This is a genomic window from Bacteroides sp. GM023 (assembly GCF_014750685.1).
GTDB lineage: Bacteria > Bacteroidota > Bacteroidia > Bacteroidales > Bacteroidaceae > Bacteroides.
Genome location: NZ_JAAXGE010000008.1, coordinates 26,794 through 43,688 on the forward strand (window position 1 = coordinate 26,794; position 16,895 = coordinate 43,688).

The 16,895-nt window shown below is 39.6% G+C and carries 20 protein-coding genes and 1 tRNA gene; 8 read left to right on the plus strand and 13 right to left on the minus strand.

Translation table 11 applies throughout. The annotated features are described in order from the left end of the window. Window positions 1-63: 63 nt before the first annotated feature. Window positions 64-639, plus strand: a complete 576-nt coding sequence (locus HC965_RS17565) for a helix-turn-helix domain-containing protein (RefSeq protein ID WP_044653488.1) — start codon at window positions 64-66, stop codon at window positions 637-639. Between the two features lie 48 nt (window positions 640-687). After that, window positions 688-2,337, plus strand: coding sequence for an AMP-binding protein (locus HC965_RS17570; protein WP_191032702.1), 1,650 nt, complete (start codon window positions 688-690; stop codon window positions 2,335-2,337). Window positions 2,338-2,497: 160 nt separating this feature from the next. On the opposite strand, the gene HC965_RS17575 is transcribed toward HC965_RS17570, so the two are convergent. Continuing rightward, complete coding sequence (locus tag HC965_RS17575) at window positions 2,498-3,580, minus strand: mannose-1-phosphate guanylyltransferase (RefSeq protein WP_191032703.1); 1,083 nt, start codon at window positions 3,578-3,580, stop codon at window positions 2,498-2,500. Window positions 3,581-3,744: 164 nt separating this feature from the next. Here HC965_RS17575 and HC965_RS17580 point away from each other — a divergent pair. Next, window positions 3,745-3,828 (plus strand) — tRNA-Leu (locus tag HC965_RS17580). 519 nt (window positions 3,829-4,347) lie between these two features. Here the strand turns inward: HC965_RS17580 and HC965_RS17585 are convergent. Both HC965_RS17585 and HC965_RS17590 read right to left on the minus strand, forming a co-directional pair. After that, window positions 4,348-4,722, minus strand: a complete 375-nt coding sequence (locus tag HC965_RS17585) for a hypothetical protein (RefSeq protein WP_191032704.1) — start codon at window positions 4,720-4,722, stop codon at window positions 4,348-4,350. Between the two features lie 450 nt (window positions 4,723-5,172). Further along, entirely contained in the window at window positions 5,173-5,565 is a 393-nt protein-coding gene (locus HC965_RS17590) for a hypothetical protein (protein ID WP_191032705.1), read from the minus strand. Window positions 5,566-5,732: 167 nt separating this feature from the next. On the opposite strand from HC965_RS17590, the gene HC965_RS17595 reads away from it, so the two are divergent. The 5 genes from HC965_RS17595 (at window position 5,733) to HC965_RS17615 (ending at window position 7,995) form a co-directional block, all read left to right on the plus strand. Continuing rightward, window positions 5,733-5,981, plus strand: coding sequence for a helix-turn-helix domain-containing protein (locus HC965_RS17595; protein WP_191032706.1), 249 nt, complete (start codon window positions 5,733-5,735; stop codon window positions 5,979-5,981). A gap of 13 nt (window positions 5,982-5,994) precedes the next feature. Next, on the plus strand, window positions 5,995-6,372 hold the full coding sequence (locus HC965_RS17600; protein ID WP_191032707.1) for a hypothetical protein: 378 nt from the start codon (window positions 5,995-5,997) through the stop codon (window positions 6,370-6,372). Between the two features lie 23 nt (window positions 6,373-6,395). Then, entirely contained in the window at window positions 6,396-6,965 is a 570-nt protein-coding gene (locus tag HC965_RS17605; protein WP_191032708.1) for a hypothetical protein, read from the plus strand. A 124-nt stretch (window positions 6,966-7,089) separates the two neighbouring features. After that, window positions 7,090-7,641 (plus strand): protein adenylyltransferase Fic, encoded by a 552-nt coding sequence (gene fic, locus HC965_RS17610; protein WP_191032709.1) that lies wholly within the window; start codon window positions 7,090-7,092, stop codon window positions 7,639-7,641. Between the two features lie 72 nt (window positions 7,642-7,713). After that, window positions 7,714-7,995: a DUF3853 family protein gene (locus HC965_RS17615; protein WP_191032710.1), complete on the plus strand. Its 282-nt coding sequence runs from the start codon at window positions 7,714-7,716 to the stop codon at window positions 7,993-7,995. Between the two features lie 640 nt (window positions 7,996-8,635). On the opposite strand, the gene HC965_RS17620 is transcribed toward HC965_RS17615, so the two are convergent. From HC965_RS17620 to HC965_RS17665, 10 genes are all read right to left on the minus strand, one after another. After that, the gene (locus tag HC965_RS17620) at window positions 8,636-9,118 is read right to left on the minus strand and encodes a DNA-packaging protein (RefSeq protein WP_191032711.1); all 483 of its coding nucleotides are present in this window, start codon (window positions 9,116-9,118) and stop codon (window positions 8,636-8,638) included. A gap of 2 nt (window positions 9,119-9,120) precedes the next feature. Next, window positions 9,121-9,615, minus strand: a complete 495-nt coding sequence (locus HC965_RS17625) for a hypothetical protein (RefSeq protein WP_191032712.1) — start codon at window positions 9,613-9,615, stop codon at window positions 9,121-9,123. A gap of 26 nt (window positions 9,616-9,641) precedes the next feature. Continuing rightward, the gene (locus HC965_RS17630; protein WP_191032713.1) at window positions 9,642-12,959 is read right to left on the minus strand and encodes a phage tail tape measure protein; all 3,318 of its coding nucleotides are present in this window, start codon (window positions 12,957-12,959) and stop codon (window positions 9,642-9,644) included. A gap of 2 nt (window positions 12,960-12,961) precedes the next feature. Continuing rightward, window positions 12,962-13,297: a hypothetical protein gene (locus tag HC965_RS17635; protein ID WP_191032714.1), complete on the minus strand. Its 336-nt coding sequence runs from the start codon at window positions 13,295-13,297 to the stop codon at window positions 12,962-12,964. A 55-nt stretch (window positions 13,298-13,352) separates the two neighbouring features. Next, window positions 13,353-13,754: a hypothetical protein gene (locus tag HC965_RS17640; RefSeq protein WP_191032715.1), complete on the minus strand. Its 402-nt coding sequence runs from the start codon at window positions 13,752-13,754 to the stop codon at window positions 13,353-13,355. 30 nt (window positions 13,755-13,784) lie between these two features. Next, entirely contained in the window at window positions 13,785-14,087 is a 303-nt protein-coding gene (locus HC965_RS17645) for a hypothetical protein (protein WP_191032716.1), read from the minus strand. Window positions 14,088-14,162: 75 nt separating this feature from the next. Next, window positions 14,163-14,561, minus strand: coding sequence for a RusA family crossover junction endodeoxyribonuclease (locus HC965_RS17650; protein WP_191032717.1), 399 nt, complete (start codon window positions 14,559-14,561; stop codon window positions 14,163-14,165). A 2-nt stretch (window positions 14,562-14,563) separates the two neighbouring features. After that, a complete protein-coding gene (gene dnaB / locus HC965_RS17655; RefSeq protein WP_191032718.1) occupies window positions 14,564-15,964 on the minus strand; it encodes a replicative DNA helicase in 1,401 nt (466 codons plus the stop codon). Beyond that, a complete protein-coding gene (locus tag HC965_RS17660) occupies window positions 15,930-16,595 on the minus strand; it encodes a DUF6291 domain-containing protein (protein WP_191032719.1) in 666 nt (221 codons plus the stop codon). The genes dnaB and HC965_RS17660 overlap by 35 nt, the downstream gene beginning before the upstream one ends. Then, window positions 16,588-16,893 (minus strand): AbrB family transcriptional regulator, encoded by a 306-nt coding sequence (locus tag HC965_RS17665; protein ID WP_191032720.1) that lies wholly within the window; start codon window positions 16,891-16,893, stop codon window positions 16,588-16,590. Before HC965_RS17665 ends, HC965_RS17660 begins: the two co-directional genes overlap by 8 nt. Window positions 16,894-16,895 lie beyond the last annotated feature (2 nt).

A 16,895-nucleotide genomic window follows, 5' to 3' on the forward strand; every position in this document is an offset into this window, starting at 1 on the left:
TTTGTTATTTTTGCAACCTAATTATTATAATTTATCACCTTTGATAACTAAAATACTTACAATATGGATACGAGTAAAATTGTCGGCGAAAAGATTAAAGCCCTTCGAGAAGATAAATCAATTACCATAGAAGAGTTGGCACAACGTTCCGGTTTGGCCATCGAACAGATAGAGCGTATCGAAAATAACATCGATATTCCTTCTCTTGCACCGCTTATTAAGATTGCCCGCGTGTTGGGAGTTCGCTTGGGTACTTTCCTTGACGATCAGGATGAAGTAGGCCCGGTGGTATGTCGTAAGAAAGAAGCCAAAGATGCGATCAGCTTCTCCAATAATGCGATTCATTCCCGCAAACATATGGAGTACCATTCCCTGTCCAAGTCGAAAGCAGACCGTCACATGGAACCGTTTATCATCGACGTGATGCCGACGGAAGATACTGACTTCGTGCTTTCTTCACATGAAGGCGAAGAATTTATCATGGTCATGGAAGGTATCATGGAAATCAGTTATGGCAAGAATACTTATCTGCTCGAAGAAGGCGACAGTATCTATTATGACTCCATTGTTCCCCATCACGTACATGCTTATGAGGGACAAGCTGCCAAAATTCTCGCGGTAGTTTATACGCCGATTTAACGAGTCGGCGGTTATTCATTAATCACTAACCAATTAATCACTAACTACATGCAATTATTTGACCGTACTTTGGGACAGTGGCTCGAACACTGGGCTGAAGAGACTCCTGATAAAGAATATATCGTATATTCCGACCGCAATCTCCGTTTTACCTGGAGCCAGTTCAACCGCCGTGTGGATGATATGGCAAAAGGACTTATCGCCATTGGGGTGGAACGAGGTACGCACGTCGGCATTTGGGCTGCGAATGTCCCCGACTGGCTGACATTACTATATGCCTGTGCAAAGATTGGTGCGGTATATGTTACTGTAAATACGAATTATAAGCAGTCCGAGCTTGAATATCTTTGTCAGAACTCGGATATGCATACCCTTTGCATCGTAAATGGTGAAAAGGACAGCGACTTTGTACAGATGACCTACACCATGCTCCCCGAATTGAAAACCTGCGAACGCGGACATTTGAAGAGCGAGCGTTTCCCATATATGAAGAATGTGGTGTATGTAGGGCAGGAAAAACATCGCGGGATGTATAATACGGCTGAAATTCTGCTGTTGGGAGATAATGTCGAAGATGATTGCTTGAGCGAACTCAAAAGTAAGGTGGACTGCCATGATGTAGTAAATATGCAATATACATCAGGAACTACCGGCTTCCCGAAAGGAGTGATGCTGACACATTATAATATTGCCAACAACGGTTTCCTGACCGGTGAACATATGAAATTCACGGCAGACGACAAACTTTGCTGTTGCGTGCCGTTATTCCATTGCTTCGGAGTCGTGCTGGCTACTATGAACTGTCTGACTCATGGTTGCACACAAGTAATGGTAGAGCGTTTCGATCCCTTGGTTGTATTGGCTTCTATCCATAAGGAACGTTGTACGGCTCTTTATGGAGTGCCGACCATGTTTATTGCCGAGTTGCATCATCCGATGTTCGACCTTTTTGATATGTCTTGTCTTCGTACCGGTATTATGGCAGGCTCATTATGCCCTGTCGAACTGATGAAACAGGTGGAAGAGAAAATGTATATGAAGGTGACCAGCGTCTACGGACTGACAGAAACCGCCCCCGGTATGACTGCTTCCCGTATTGACGACCCGTTTGATGTACGTTGCAACACAGTAGGACGTGATTTCGAATTCACAGAAGTGAAAGTGCTTGACCCGGAAACGGGTGAGGAATGTCCGGTGGGTGTACAAGGCGAAATGTGCAACCGTGGTTATAACACCATGAAAGGCTATTATAAGAATCCCGAAGCTACGGCCGAAGTTCTCGACGCCAACAACTTCCTCCATTCCGGCGACCTGGGTATCAAGGACGAAGATGGAAATTACCGGATCACCGGACGTATCAAAGACATGATTATTCGTGGTGGCGAGAATATCTATCCGCGTGAAATCGAAGAATTCCTTTATAAACTTGATGGAGTGAAAGATGTCCAGGTGGCGGGTGTTCCTTCAAAGAAATACGGTGAGGCTGTCGGAGCATTTATCATCCTGCATGAAGGAGTGACGATGCAGGCGGAAGATGTGCGCGACTTCTGTAGAAATAAGATTTCCCGTTATAAAATCCCCAAATACGTTTTCTTTGTAAATGAATTCCCGATGACGGGCAGTGGAAAGATTCAGAAATTCAGATTGAAAGACCTGGGACTGCAACTTTGCAAGGAACAGGGAATAGAGATTATCTAAGAACGCCCGATTGATTCACGACACACAAAGTTTTATTCGATTATAAAAACAGTGAACGGTGAACAAACTGCATGATTACTAGCAGTGAGTTCACCGTTTACTATTGGTATATGATTATCTTATCCGGTCGGTTCTTCGTTCCGGCTTTCGATTGAATCTACTAAATAAAATCATCGCCCAGTTGCATTTGGGCATCATTCACATATTTACGGATGGCATGTTCTTCATCTTTGCGGCAAATCAGCAGGACGTTGTCCGATTCCGCTATCAGGTATCCTTCCAATCCGTCAATTACGGCCAGCTTTCCTTTTGGAAGCACCACCATATTATCTTTACTATTATAGATTAGTGAATGGCATTTCAGCGTAACGTTACCTTCCATGTCTCTTTCCGATAAATCATAAAGCGACCCCCAGGTTCCAAGGTCAGACCAGCCGAAATCCCCTAGAGATACATATACATTATCCGCTTTCTCCATGATACCTATATCAATAGATACATTGGGACATGCAGGAAAATTTTCCTCAATGAATGCCTTTTCCGCATCAGTGGCATAAATATCCTTTCCGGGTGCCAGCTTGGAAGCCAGTTCGGGCAATAACTCCTCGCTTGCCTTGATAATAGAATTTACATTCCACATAAACAGTCCGGAATTCCAATAAAATTCCCCGCTTTCCACAAAAACTTTGGCTAATTCCAGTTCCGGTTTTTCAGTGAATGTTTTTACTTTGTAGAAGTTATCTCCGGCAGGTTCGTCGATTTGTATATATCCGTATCCGGTTTCGGGGCGATTGGGTTTGATCCCTAATGTCAGTAGTTTCTCCGAGCGCGAAACAAAATCCAGTCCTTTTTCAATAGCGGCAAGAAATTCATCTTCTTTTAAAATCAGGTGATCCGAGGGAGCGACTACGATATTGGCGTTTGGATTCAGTGCCCTGATATGATAGGATGCCCACGCTATACATGGAGCGGTATTTCTTCTTGCAGGTTCCAATAAAATCTGATCTTCGCTCACTTCCGGCAACTGCTCCTTCACTAAGTCCGCATACATTGCATTGGTAACGATAAGAATATTTTCTGTTGGAACCACCTTTTGGAAGCGGTCAAAAGTCTGCTGTAAGAGTGAGCGACCGGTTCCGAAGAAATCTAAAAATTGTTTGGGCAATGTTTTGCGGCTAAACGGCCAAAAGCGGCTGCCAATGCCGCCACCCATAATCACGCAATAATTATCCTTGTTTGTCATGACAGTGACTCTATTTTAAAGTTTCTGCTAATGTACGCTTTATTCTCTGAATAGAGAAGCGTTTAAGGCATGTTTTATTATTTTTTTCTCCTTTTTTTTGCCAAACTATTGTAGATTCAAAATAATGTCGTATCTTTGCACCGCAATTGAGAAATCAAGCATGCGCCCAGATGGCGGAATCGGTAGACGCGCTGGTCTCAAACACCAGTGGATTCACTTCCATCCCGGTTCGACCCCGGGTCTGGGTACTTTTAAGAACGCTAATAGCTTATAAATAAAGCTGTTAGCGTTTTTCTTTTACTCTTTTTGGCGTGTTTTTGGCGTGATAATATTCGCCTAATGCTTTTTGGGGTATTTATATCAATGAGAAAGGCTGCTTACCACACTTGATAAACAACCTTTCATTTGCATTTAAAAATACCGATTGGCATTTCTACCACAAAGATATAAAAATATCTCAAACGTTGAGGCTCCGGATAGACAAAGGGATTATCAAAACCCCATTTTACCCTCACCAAAACCTTACCATTATTTCTATATTACCTTACCGTAATCTTACCGTGATTCTTTATTTATCCTTAGGGTATTTTGCCGGAAATGGTGGCATTTAAACCGACTTGCTAAAGGCAACTATAATGCTAATCTTTGAATATTCTTCAATAATTTGCAAGAAATGTAATCCCGGCAACCGTATTGTTACCGGGGTGGCTTTGTTGATAGCATCAACTTTCATTTGTCGGAACCGAAGTCTCTTTGCTTAAATATTGTCACAATGTAACTTTATATTTTCTATTATACTCTTGTGTAAGTCGTTGACATCTTCTTTCTTGTTTTCGAGATTTCTTCTCTATCCTCTTGCATTCCTTTTCTTTCTTTGTTATCTTCTTCATGATAATAGCCTGGCGTTTATTCGATGCCTCGTTCTTGCCTTCTAACTCAATTAGCTGAGTTATTACATGCTGAATCGTGGAATAATAAGTATCAATTATTTGCTTTGTACTTATTACAGGAGTATCTATCATTAACTCTCTTTCATCTATTGATAAATTACTTAGTTGGTGTATTCTCATTTGTTCTTTGATGAACTCTTGTAATTCTACATTTTTTTCTGTGATAAAATCTTGTAAATTAATTGTTTCCATTGTTATTAAAGTTATGTTTTATATTGATTGATTCCCGTTGTTATCGTTAAACATTTCATCCCATACGCAGAAAGCAAGAAGGATGATACAAATAATTAGTGTAGCGTTCATAATTGATTAAATATCAAAGAAGTGTTCTCCCTTATTCCTGAATATCCTATAACCTGTGTATAGGCATCCAAGTACTATCAATATCTCCATCTCGTTATAGTTTAAGGGTCGTAACCTGTTGGTATATCGTTGAGGCTCTTATTATCTCTAATGGTGTGCCAATCACTTCTATTGCTGTGTACTCTTCGTATTCGAATACATTATACTTTATCCCTTCCATCCCTAGTATAGTGGTGAAAGCGAATACCTGCTTGCTCTCGTGGAGTTTATAAACCTTTGTTTCTGTCATTGTGTATGTTTTATGATGGGGTAGTATTTTACGCCCCATCCGGTTAATAATTAATCACCACAGTAAGAACCACACCCGTAGCCCATTGTATGACTAATGCGGTTTTGATACTCATTGTAAGAGATACCCTCTTTGCGTGCTGCTATCTCGCTTTTCATGTGTTCCGCTTTAGCTTCTGCTTCTCTTCTGATACGGTCGGCTTCGATTTGTGCACGAAGAAGAACCGAACTAATAGCGGCTTGCTCGTTCTCTTCACGTACCTTTGCTTCACGTGCTTTTGTCTCCTCTTCGATTGCCCGGCGTTCTTCGGCTACTCTAACCTCAAATTTTGCCATACTCCAAGATTTACGAAGTGCATCGGCAAATGTCGGGTACTTTGCACGTGCATTGTTATACAACTGATGTGCTCTCTTCATTATCTTGCTTAAATCGTATCTTTTCATATCCGTAATGTTTTATATTTCGTTTATGATGCAAATGTAATATGTAACGGTACATTGAGCCAAATAGAAAGAAATGTTTAACATTACTTTAACTTAAAAATGTACCGTAATAGCATTACGTTTAATAATAATTCTTATATTTGTACCGTAAACTAAAACATTACGATATGGATTTAAGAATAAAGGAAGTTATAAAAGAAAAAGGTATGACTATAACAGAGCTTGCCGATAAGATGGGAATAAATAGAGTGAACCTGTCTAATATGGTTAATGGTAATCCTACAGTCGAAACATTAAACAAAATAGCGGATGCTTTAGGCGTTGCTGTGACGGAACTATTTGAACAACCAAAGAAGGATAGTATTTCTATATCCTGCCCGCATTGTGGCAAGAGTGTTAATATCAAAATTGAATAATATTATTTAGGCTATGGTGTTAAGAGACGAGCTGATAGAGGGAGTTAGCATAATCCAATATCTGAATGATTTGGTAAAACTTGAGAAAATAGGTGATTATTGTTGCGAAGTAATTGATAGAGGGAACAATAAAGTTAGTCCTACGTTTGAATCACTTCATTCAGTGAAGTTAGAAGCTATACCACAATTTAATATCAATAACTATGATCATATTCACTCATTTACGAATAATAACTTTCATTATCTGATTATGGATGATGGCAGGGTTCTTATTGATAATATAAATGAGGTTCAGGGTCAAGTGGTAGCGGACAATATAGATACACCGGTACATCTCATCCAAAAAAAATACTTTGCCCAACGACAAGAACATTTGGAGATAGATATATGAATTAATATTAAAGTAGAATGAGTATGACAAAAGAAGAACTTTTAAATTTACTTATTGAATCTATTAGGAATACTACGATAGATTATTATCGTCGGTCTGATAATTCATTACTCGAGCGTCCTTTTTGCTATGAACTTTATCATCAATTCAGATTGTTACAAAGAGAGAAAGGGGCGTTAATGCTAAGTGGAGAGCCCTCTAAAACTTTATCATGCCCTATTAATGGAGGTGAATATCCAGCTTCTGATATAGATAAAGACCATGTTTATCCTGATTTTATTCTTCATAAAGGTCTAAGCGACACTGATCCCGAAAATCAAATAATGGCTATTGAGGTAAAACAAAAGGGGAATATAGATAAAGATAAATTAGAAAGTGATATCAAGAAACTTCAAAGAATGGTAAGTAGCTTAGCTTTCAATTTTGGCGTTTTTATTGCGATAGGAATGACTAATACAGAATTACGTGATGAACTGAAAAAAACAGATAAAAACATTTATCAAAAGCCTGATGAAATTCATTTTATTGCAACAAAAAGTATCAATGATAATAAGAAATATTTTTCTTATTCGGATATTCCATGGGAGAAATAATTGATATTGACACAACTTATAAGGCGATATCAATTTCAACATCAATAGTGTGCCGGATTTGTCTCGGTTACTGGATAGAATAGAAAGCGGAGAAATTGTTTTATAATATCAAGGTATATTGAATATGAATACAAATGAAATAGATAAGTTGAGCCTTGTAAAAGCTTACACTTTGTTTGAGACTGGAGATATAGACCGCATCGAGGTAGGGACAGTAAAAGGACTACGTGACATACATCACTATTTGTTTGATGGACTGTATAACTTTGCCGGAAAGGTGCGTACTATGAATATAGCAAAGGGTAACTTTCGTTTTGCTAACTGTATGTATCTTGATGTTATGCTTCCGGTAATAGAAAAGATGCCGGAAACGACATTTGAAGAAATCATAGCTAAATATGTGGAGATGAATATAGCTCATCCATTTATGGAAGGGAACGGCCGTACTATGCGTATTTGGCTTGATATGATTTTAAAGAAACGTCTTAGTATGGTGGTTGATTGGCAGAACGTGGATAAGTTTCTATACCTACAAGCAATGGAAAGAAGTCCAATTAATGACCTGGAACTGCGGACTTTGTTATATCAAGGATTAACCAACCAAGTAGATGATAGAGAGGTGATATTTAAAGGTATTACGCAGTCTTACTACTATGAAGGCTATGAACCTGAGTAATCGAACAAACTTAAAAAATAAATATATCCCTGTTTGGCATATTGCTAAATGGGGATTTTAATACATAACACTATGATTGGAACAGAAAGAATTTCAGATGATACACCTCTGTTTAAATTGACAGTAGGAGAATTGAAAGCTCTGATTCAGAGTTATCTGCCAGAACAGAAATCAGTAGGGCAAAAAAAACTGGTTTACGGATTACAAGGATTGGCTGATTTATTGCGATGTACAAAAAGGCATGCTTCAAAAATAAAATCTTCAGGGATATTGGATGAAGCAATAAAGCAAAGAGGAAGAACTATCGTTATAGATAGTGATTTAGCTTTAGAATTATTCGGAAAGCGAGATTAAATAAGACACTACCACATTGTTAGTATAAGGTTACTGATTGTCTCAAAATAATATATATGATAATAGCCATATCCGAAGAATTACTATTTAAACTGATTGAATTTGCAGAATATTTGGGATGTAAAAAAACGAATTTGTTTATTCAAAGAATCTCAATTTATATCCCAAAATCAGGCATATATCCAATATGGCAAAGGAAATGTTACTAAATGGGTAAAAGCTGGCATAATGAAGAAATATAAAGATGCTGATGGAAAGTTACATTCCAGTGTCCGATATGATGTGTTTGAACTTGAATCAGCTGCCTTTAGATGTAATTATATGAAAGCTCTCTCCATTAGCTAAAGCGGAAATGAGAGAAATAATAAGCCCCGTTCCTTGATTGGTTCGGGGCTTTTGTTTATACTTAGTCACTGAAAACTATAATCTATATTCATCATTTAGACGTTTCATGACTCTTTTTATTGCTGAGACTGATATCTTATACTTATTTGAAAGAAAGTCCCGAATTTCGATTTCCTTTCGTCCTTCTGCAAGCATACTTCTATACTCATAGAACATATCAAGATACATTATATCATCAGCGCTCACTCCGTTTCTATTCATTGTAGCAAGCAGGAAACGGCTTGATGCTAAAACCTCATATACTTTCATCTGCTTTTGGGGTATAAGGTAAGAAATCAAAGCCTTTAAACTCTTTGCCACTGGTAGTATGAGCCATTTTTTGTTTATTAGAAAGACCTATAATCCGGGAAACTATATTTGGGTTAAACGCACCAACAATAGCACCTTCTAATTGCTGTGTCTTGATAACATTCTCTATGCGTGTAATGACCTCCGAAAAGTCTTCATGGCTAGCTTTTTTAAAATCGTTCCAAAAGGACTTACTAACATCTAAATAAGCCATTAACCCGGTCAGAGAGTAAGGACGTTGTGTAGGGCTTTCTTCCTTCTCCTTTATTTCTCCTTTCGTTTTATTCTTGATTGCTTTCCATGGAGTCCTGTCACAATAGGCAAAATACTCACAGGCTACTTCCCACAACTGTTCAGGAGAAGTAAGCGCTTTACTTCTCCCATGCTTGTTTCTCAACTTCCAAAATTGGTTTCCTTTAGGTGCAGACATAACTAATGTTCTTTTAATTGTTTGATTAAATCTGCTTCTTCCTGATCCTTGACAACAACGGTCAATCCTGTAGAAACTTCTCCTGAATGCTCGGTATTCTGTTTGTTCTTCCACCTTTCAGGAGCAAGGTTTGTGAGAATAAATATCCCGGCTCCCACATTAGGTTCAACACGGACATTTTTTCTTACTTCCTTCTTCAGCTTTTTTGCATCACCCTCCATATAATATTCGGAAGAAACCTGTTCGTATTCATACCCGATAGCAGACCTTGCAAGGGAAGAAACGACATTGCGTTCTAACCCGTTTTTGAAATCTTCTTTCGCCTTTTTTATAGCGGTTCCGAAAGTCTCATTTTCTAACCACCGGTAATAGGTACTCTTTCCGATTCCCATTATATTACAAAAGTCAATAAGCTTTGTACCGCCATAATCTATAAGTCCATTTTCACATATCCAGTCAACGCACTTTTGGATTGTCTCTTCATTAAATTTTGCCATATCTTCAATAGTTTTTGATTAATATATTATAAGCTGCCTAAATTTTCAAGAACTTCAACACGTTTGCCAACCGTATTTATTTCGGCCACAGATACCACAGGATTAGGCATCATCTGTACCCCCTTTGCCACCGCTCTAGCAAGCATATCTTCTCCCATAGTTTGATTGCTTGATGCAGTGATGTTAATTGGTACACCGCCCCCCATTTGATTAAATGAGGAAAGTATTGGGGAAAATAGTTCCGTGGCTCTCGCTGTCATTACTGATTCACCATTGCTTAATTGTGCCGGTATGCTATCACTTGTTCCGGTACCTGGTCCGGTAACTAAACCACCGGATGCAAACTTAGCGGATTTTACGGTTTTAATGGCTGTTGCAATATTTGCCATAATTGTAGTGACAGTTGTCGCTATAGCCGCAATGTTACCAGGGAATGGAACCGATTGCGCCTGTGCGATTCCCGCTGCAAGAGCCTTGCCTGTATTTACCGCAATTTCTCCCAAGGCAAGAACTTTCGACAACTTGGCAAATCCTTCGTTCACCTCTCCCAAAGCATCAATGGCACTTGTTAAATCATTGTATAGTAACTTCATGCTGTCAACTTTGGAAGTTTCTATCTGTACTTCAATCTCTTTAATTTTTTGTTTTTGTTCAACTTTTCTTCGGTCATACTCTTCGTCGGTTTCGTCCTTCTGTTGTCTCATATTGTCGAGAACTTCATTCTCTTGTGCCAAAGAAGTTTGTAATTCCTGAATCTCATAGGCATATTGCGCCTGTTTCAATTGTGATTCGGAGGCTCCTTCATTTGCCAATTTTTGCAGTTTAATGTTGTTTTGGGATTCCAATAAATCCAACTCCGCTTTGGCTCTGTCTTCCAGGGCTTTCTTTTGTTTATCCCATATTTGTTTGTTGGCGGCATCAACAAGTTCGGCTTCTTTCTTCTTGTACTTGTCTATTATTGCCAGTTTCATTTCTTCCGTCAGTTCGGTGTCTGACAAATCCGCCTGACGTTTAATTTTCAACTGTTCCAGTTTTAGCTCCAGTTCTTTGTCAGAACCTTTTTTAACTGATTCAAGTTGTAGCTCTATGAGCTTCTGCCTATTGGCAATTTCCTTTTGCAGTTCTTCATCCGACAACTTTTGCAATGCCATCTTTTTTTGTTCTTCCAAAGCATATATTTGCTTGTTTATGGCTTCTTGTGTTTTGGGCGTCAAATCCTTTTCTGTGGCAAGGCGGGCTTGTAGGTCTTTTATCTGTCTGTCATATTGAAGTTCTATTACCTCGCTTTGTTTTTTCCGGCTATCCTTTACAAGTTTTAGCAACTCATCTTCCATCTTCCGTATTTCTTCAATTTCCTTTTTCTTGGCGTTAATTTCCGAACCTGATTTCTTTCCTCCGTTAGTAGAGGAGGTACTTTTGTCTGTAGCAGGGATATAACTTGCAATACCCTCTATTTGTTTCTTCAAGGACTCAACGACCGCCAACTGGTTCATGCGTTCAGTCCAGGACTTCTTTATATCCTGGTTGATTTGATTATTGGTACGGTCTAACCCCATTCCTTGTTTCCATAGTGAAGCATCATTCAATTCTTTATTATACTTTTTATTTAAGCCTATGGTTTCTTGATAATATTCTTCTTCCTGTGTCAATGTTAGGTTGAGAATTTTTAGCTGCTCCTGTTTTGCTTTTTCCAAAGCTTCATTGTCAGACATTCCCTGCTTGATGTATTCTTTCCGGGCTTTCTCTATGTCACCGTAAGCGGCTTTCACCTTCTCAACCCCTACAGACTGTCCAAGCTGTCTCGCTGCTGTTTCCTCTCTGTTGGATATATCCTCTACAGTATCGAACAACTCTCTAACCCCTTTTACCAGTTCCGAAAGTACATCATTAACAAACAGTTTTATTTTGGAAGTCATCTTCTCGAATGATCCTCCGGTAGCATCAAACAACAAGGCAATCTCTTTCGTCAACTCCGTTTGTGAGTTTACCAAATCTTCTTCAATCCTTCCCAGCTCTCCGGCTTTGCCCTTCACTTCGTCCAGATTGGTGGAAATATCCTTTAATGTTCGGATATACTTCAGGCCGGCATCTTCTCCCGGCCCGCCAAATATATCTGCAATGGCAGTGCCGACAACTGCGGAGCTTTCTGGAAGTTCATTCAGTTTTTCAGAAACAAGCTGCATGACTTCAAAAGTACTGGTGGCTCCGCTCTGTAGCTCTTCCTGTACCTTCTTTGAATCTATGCCAATGCCTTTTAGTGCTGAGGCTGTCGAATCCGTCATTTCCCGAAGCCGTATGTTTGCTTCTTTAATTGTATCTATACCTTTGTCGGAGAATATGCCCTGTTTGTTGGTTTCTGCAATGATGGCTACAAACTGGTCAGCAGATATTCCGGCTTCTTTGAAATATGCCGGGTATTCTTTTAAACTATCCAAGAACTCCCCGTTTGCATCCGCTCCGGCAATAAATCCATCCTTGACTACCTGCAACGCCTTTTCGGAAGTAATACCGAATTGTTTTGATATGGTATTGGCTGAGACAAGCACTTCTTTAAAGTCCTTTCCGTAATAATCCGCCAAAGCCTGCACTTCACTTCTGTAAGCCTTCAAATCGTCCCCTGACTTGTCGGTGAATTGTTTTGTCAGTTTTGTAGCCTCTACCAAACCTTTGTTGTAGTCATACCACCATTTAAAGGCAATGCCCGCACCTGCTATCCCTGCAATGCCTAAGAATACTTTGTTCTTTAAAAGAGAAGTTAGGGTATTTCCGAAAGCGGAAGCTTCCGTTTTTAGATTGGAGAAGAAGCCGGAACCACTTTTGGCATTGTCTGCCATGCGTAATAGAGAATTAGCAAAAGAGTTATTCATCCCCAAAGCATTTTTGATGGATTCCTCATAGTTTCCTACATTACGGTAGAAACGTTGGGTTTCTCCTTCCGCCTCTTTGAGTGAATCGGTAATGCCGTTGATTTTATTCTTAAGCTCCTGCCCTCTGCCTGCCTTTCTTTCAGCTTCCGAAAGACTATCATATTCGGCGGTAAGATTTGACAACTGAGCACGAAGTTGTTTTAGGCTTCCTGTTTGTTGCTTCTCAATCTTGATTTGGTTTCGTACCTCTTTTGTAAGTGTTTGAACCACGTCCCTGGCTTCCAGCATCTTCTTTTCCGTTTCTACAATCTTGGCATTGTACTCCTCCTGTGATATTTTCTTGTCCTTCAAGGCTTTTTTGTATTCAGCCTCTTCTTTCTTCAAATTCTCTATGGATGTACGGTATTTGGCGATGTTTCTTATTGCATCGTCATATTTTACCGTGATCTTCAGTATCTGTTCCTTTTCGTTATTCATAATTATTTGGAATCTTCGGTTAATACTCCGTTACTTGCAAAAAACAGTGCCATAAGAAGAGCCGGGAAAGTTTCGCTGTCTCCTTTGATATTCAGATTGTCCAGGAACAAAAGCATCTTTTTACGCTTTTCGGAATCCGGTTCATGTTCATTTATCAGTTTCTCAATCATAGATAACGTTGATATAGCCTCCATCCGGTTATTTTGAATTAATTCTGTAACCCGTTTACCTTCTGCTACTACTTTTTGAATAGTTGTTTTATATTCTTTGGCCATCTTGTCAAAAGCCAAAGCTAATTTCATGGCTTCTTTGTTGTTTAATAAATCTTTTTCTGTCATAATTCTTTTTTTATATGCGGGCAGACCATTCGCAGTAGATCTGCCCGACATTCGGTTATACAATCTTTGCCAGTAATGCAATCAGCTTTTCAAGGGATTCTCCTTCTATGTCGAAATTCGGCTCCAGTCCGTTATTCTCCCAAAATTCCCTAACACCTTCGTTTTCGTTAATCACAATACAGGCTGTATTACATGGCGTGTTGTCCGGGTTAATCCTTTGGCGAACTGAAATCGTTTCCATATCGGTTTTCAGTTCATATTCACCTTCAAGCGGCTCAGTCCCCAACTTTAGCAACTGAATCCCAAGTTTGCGGGCTTCTTCCACATCAAAGTGTACGGTGTTCTCTTCCGTTATAAGGTCACCGTGCTTTGTTTTGGTTACAAGGATTTCACCGTTATCGCCTTTTCTTACATAAACATGCTTTTCTCCTTTTCCATAAAATTCTTTCTGTTTCATAACTTAAAATTTTGATTGTTAATAACTTATTTAATTAGAAAATATCTTTTGCATATACTTCAATACTTTCTTCATTGCTCCTTTGCTGTCTCTGATACACCATGCGGTATCACCGAACTGTGACGAACTGGGATAGGATTCATAAACATTCCCGTTGTCGTCCTTCTCCAGATTCGACCGGAACACCTCAATATATACGATCCCTTCCGGGGTGGTTCTTCGGTAACAGTACATTCGGTTACTCTCGTTTTTGGATACCAATTCGAAAGAATCACCGTATTTTCTAAACTTATCTTTTAATAGCGGACGCTTTATACTCTTTAATTTTTCCATATTCAAATAATGTTTTTGTATTAGCAACTTTCTCCGCAAAGATGAATATCTTATCATCCCGTAAAAGGAAATGGCTTAAATCGCTTTATTTGGGCTAAATATATTTTTTTGCTCGTTTATCTCTTCCAGATCAAATTCTACTCTTGGATTCCGTCGGTCTATCCGTTTCTCCGCATGAATCTCAAAACATAGGCTGTCGTTTGTAATTGCCTCAACCATTTGCAAGCAATCAAGGATCGTTTTTAAGGAATTATCCAGATCGAAGCGAATATTTCCATGCCAAACACGGATAAATAGCTTGAAACGACCGGAAATGCGCCTTCCTCGATACTTCTTGCATTGTAGGCAGAAGGATTTCTCATACTCCCTGATCCGGTCGTTTTTGATGATTCGTTTCTGGCCGTCTTTGCCCGGTACGGCTTGATAGTTATTCGCTTTCGCTATCACTTGCCCGTAGATTGTTTCTATTTCCATAGCTAGAAGGGAGTGTTTTCTGTATAGCCTTTCGTATCGTAGTCGAATATCTTTGTCAGGGAACCGTTGTGTTTGAATTTGATAGTTCCGACAGAACCGTTTCGATGCTTGGCTATAATCAATTCACCATAGTTGTAAATCTCATGCCCGGATGAATCCTTGATACTAATTCCGTAATACTCTGGACGATGAACGAAGATAACCATGTCTGCATCCTGCTCAATGGCTCCCGACTCCCGAAGATCGGCAAGAATCGGTTTCTTGTCTGGTCTCTTGTCTACTTCCCGGTTGAGTTGCGACAGAAGGATAACAGGTACATTCAATTCTTTAGCAATAATCTTTGCATCCCGGGACATTCGGGCTATCTCCTGTTCTCTGTTTCTTGTTCCATTTGAGCTTTCGGTTATCAACTGTAGATAGTCTATTATCACCATTCCACATTTGTTTTGCCGATGGTATAAACGGCATGTTGCACGGATATAACTCATTCCTATAGCTGCGTTATCGTTTATAGTTATCGGTAGATTGTATAAAGTTCCCCCTGCTGCCTGGTCTATCTGCTGTAGCTCATCTTGATTTATGTTACCGGACTTTAATTTGTTAGGGTGCACATTGGATTCTGAAGCTATGAAACGCTCAAACAGACTGACAGAATCCATTTCTAAAGAGAAAATGACTACCGGAGTCCCTTGTTTTGCTGCCGATTTAGCGAAATGCAGAGATACGGCCGTTTTACCCATAGCCGGACGTGCTGCCAATACTATCAACTCACCGCCATGCCAACCGGAAGTTATATCGTTAAGGTCTTGTAGCCCGGTTGTTATTCCTGTCTGCTTCCCGCTACTATACAATCCCATCTTCCTCTCTATGTTTTTTAATGCGGATTTTGCAATGTCTTTGAATGACTGGGCTTCACTTTGCCCGATTAAATCCTGCTGCATTTGCTCCAGTGCTTTCCCGGCATTGAAAAGGACATCGCCGATATCTTCCGTATCGTCATAGGCTTGTTGTTGGAGTATATGGGATAATTCAATGGCTTTTCGTTGAAGGTATTTCTGCTTTACCATCAGGGCGTGTTCTACAACATGGAACGAATCATAGCCATAACCGGAAGTTTCTGCAATGAAATGGAGTGGCACTTCATCGATCTTACCCATTGAACGAATCTCATTTGATACTGATACTATGTCGCATGGTTTATTGATTGCATAAAGCGATTGGATAGCATCATACAATACAGCGTACCGATTATCATAAAACATATCTTTGTTCAAGTCGGAAGATATGGCATCAAATACCTTGTCACTACCAAAGCTAAGAAGTGAGCCGATAACAGCCTGTTCCGCTTCGGGTGCATTAGGCATTCCTTTAATCGGGGATAATGTACTCTTGTTTGTTTTCATTCTGTACCTCCTTTCTTCCGTGATTCTGCCACCAATAAGTAAACCTTCTCTTTGCATCCGACAAGTTAGATATACTCCGTTCTTCTCCGACTGAAACGATATAGGCTATGAATTTGTCTATTTGGTCGGGAAGCATAGAAATAAACGACACACCTAAAGTAGACTGCATACAAACAGATTCTTTCCAGATTTCATCCGATAGTAGTTGTTGTTTGATTGATTGAGAATCGAAAACTTTATTTGCTTCCTCTCTCACACTCTCTCCCTTAAGAGAGAGAGTATCATTTACACTAACACTATCACTTACACTTACAGTTGACGTCCGTTTACGGTCGCTTACGGTCGTTGACGTTCGTTTACGGTCGTTCGTTTGATGTTTTCTGCTTTCTGCGCTTTTGATAGCGGCTTCTTTGCGTTGTTTGATAGCTGCATCATATTTGCCTATATTGCGGTCAATAGCCGGTTTAAAAACAGAGAACATCGCATTGACTACAGTATTGTCTGTTTGTGGCATTTCTTCTGTTCTAACATAGTCGAATATTGCTTTAATGAGTTCGCCCGCAATGTCGTTGGGCTGTCCGTCGAACGCATCTTCCCATTCTGTATAAAGTACAAATGATTTTCTACTCATTGATACCTCCTTCCCAGTCAATAGACATTTGCCGTGTGTCCGGCTCTAACCAGTATAGTTTTCTTCTATCGTCCAGGCGAACGTCTTTAATGTCCCAGCCTTCATCATTACGGAGGGTGGAGATTACACGTCTGGCATCATTCGAATTTGTTTCAGCGTTGATTTCTCTTGCCGTTACTTTCCGGCCAGATAAGAAAATAGATCGTACCTGTTGAATTATTCGAGATGATTTGTTATCTTTGCTCCTGTTGTTGATGAGATTGGCAGTCGTGGAGGCTGCCTTTTTCTTTTCTTCCATAG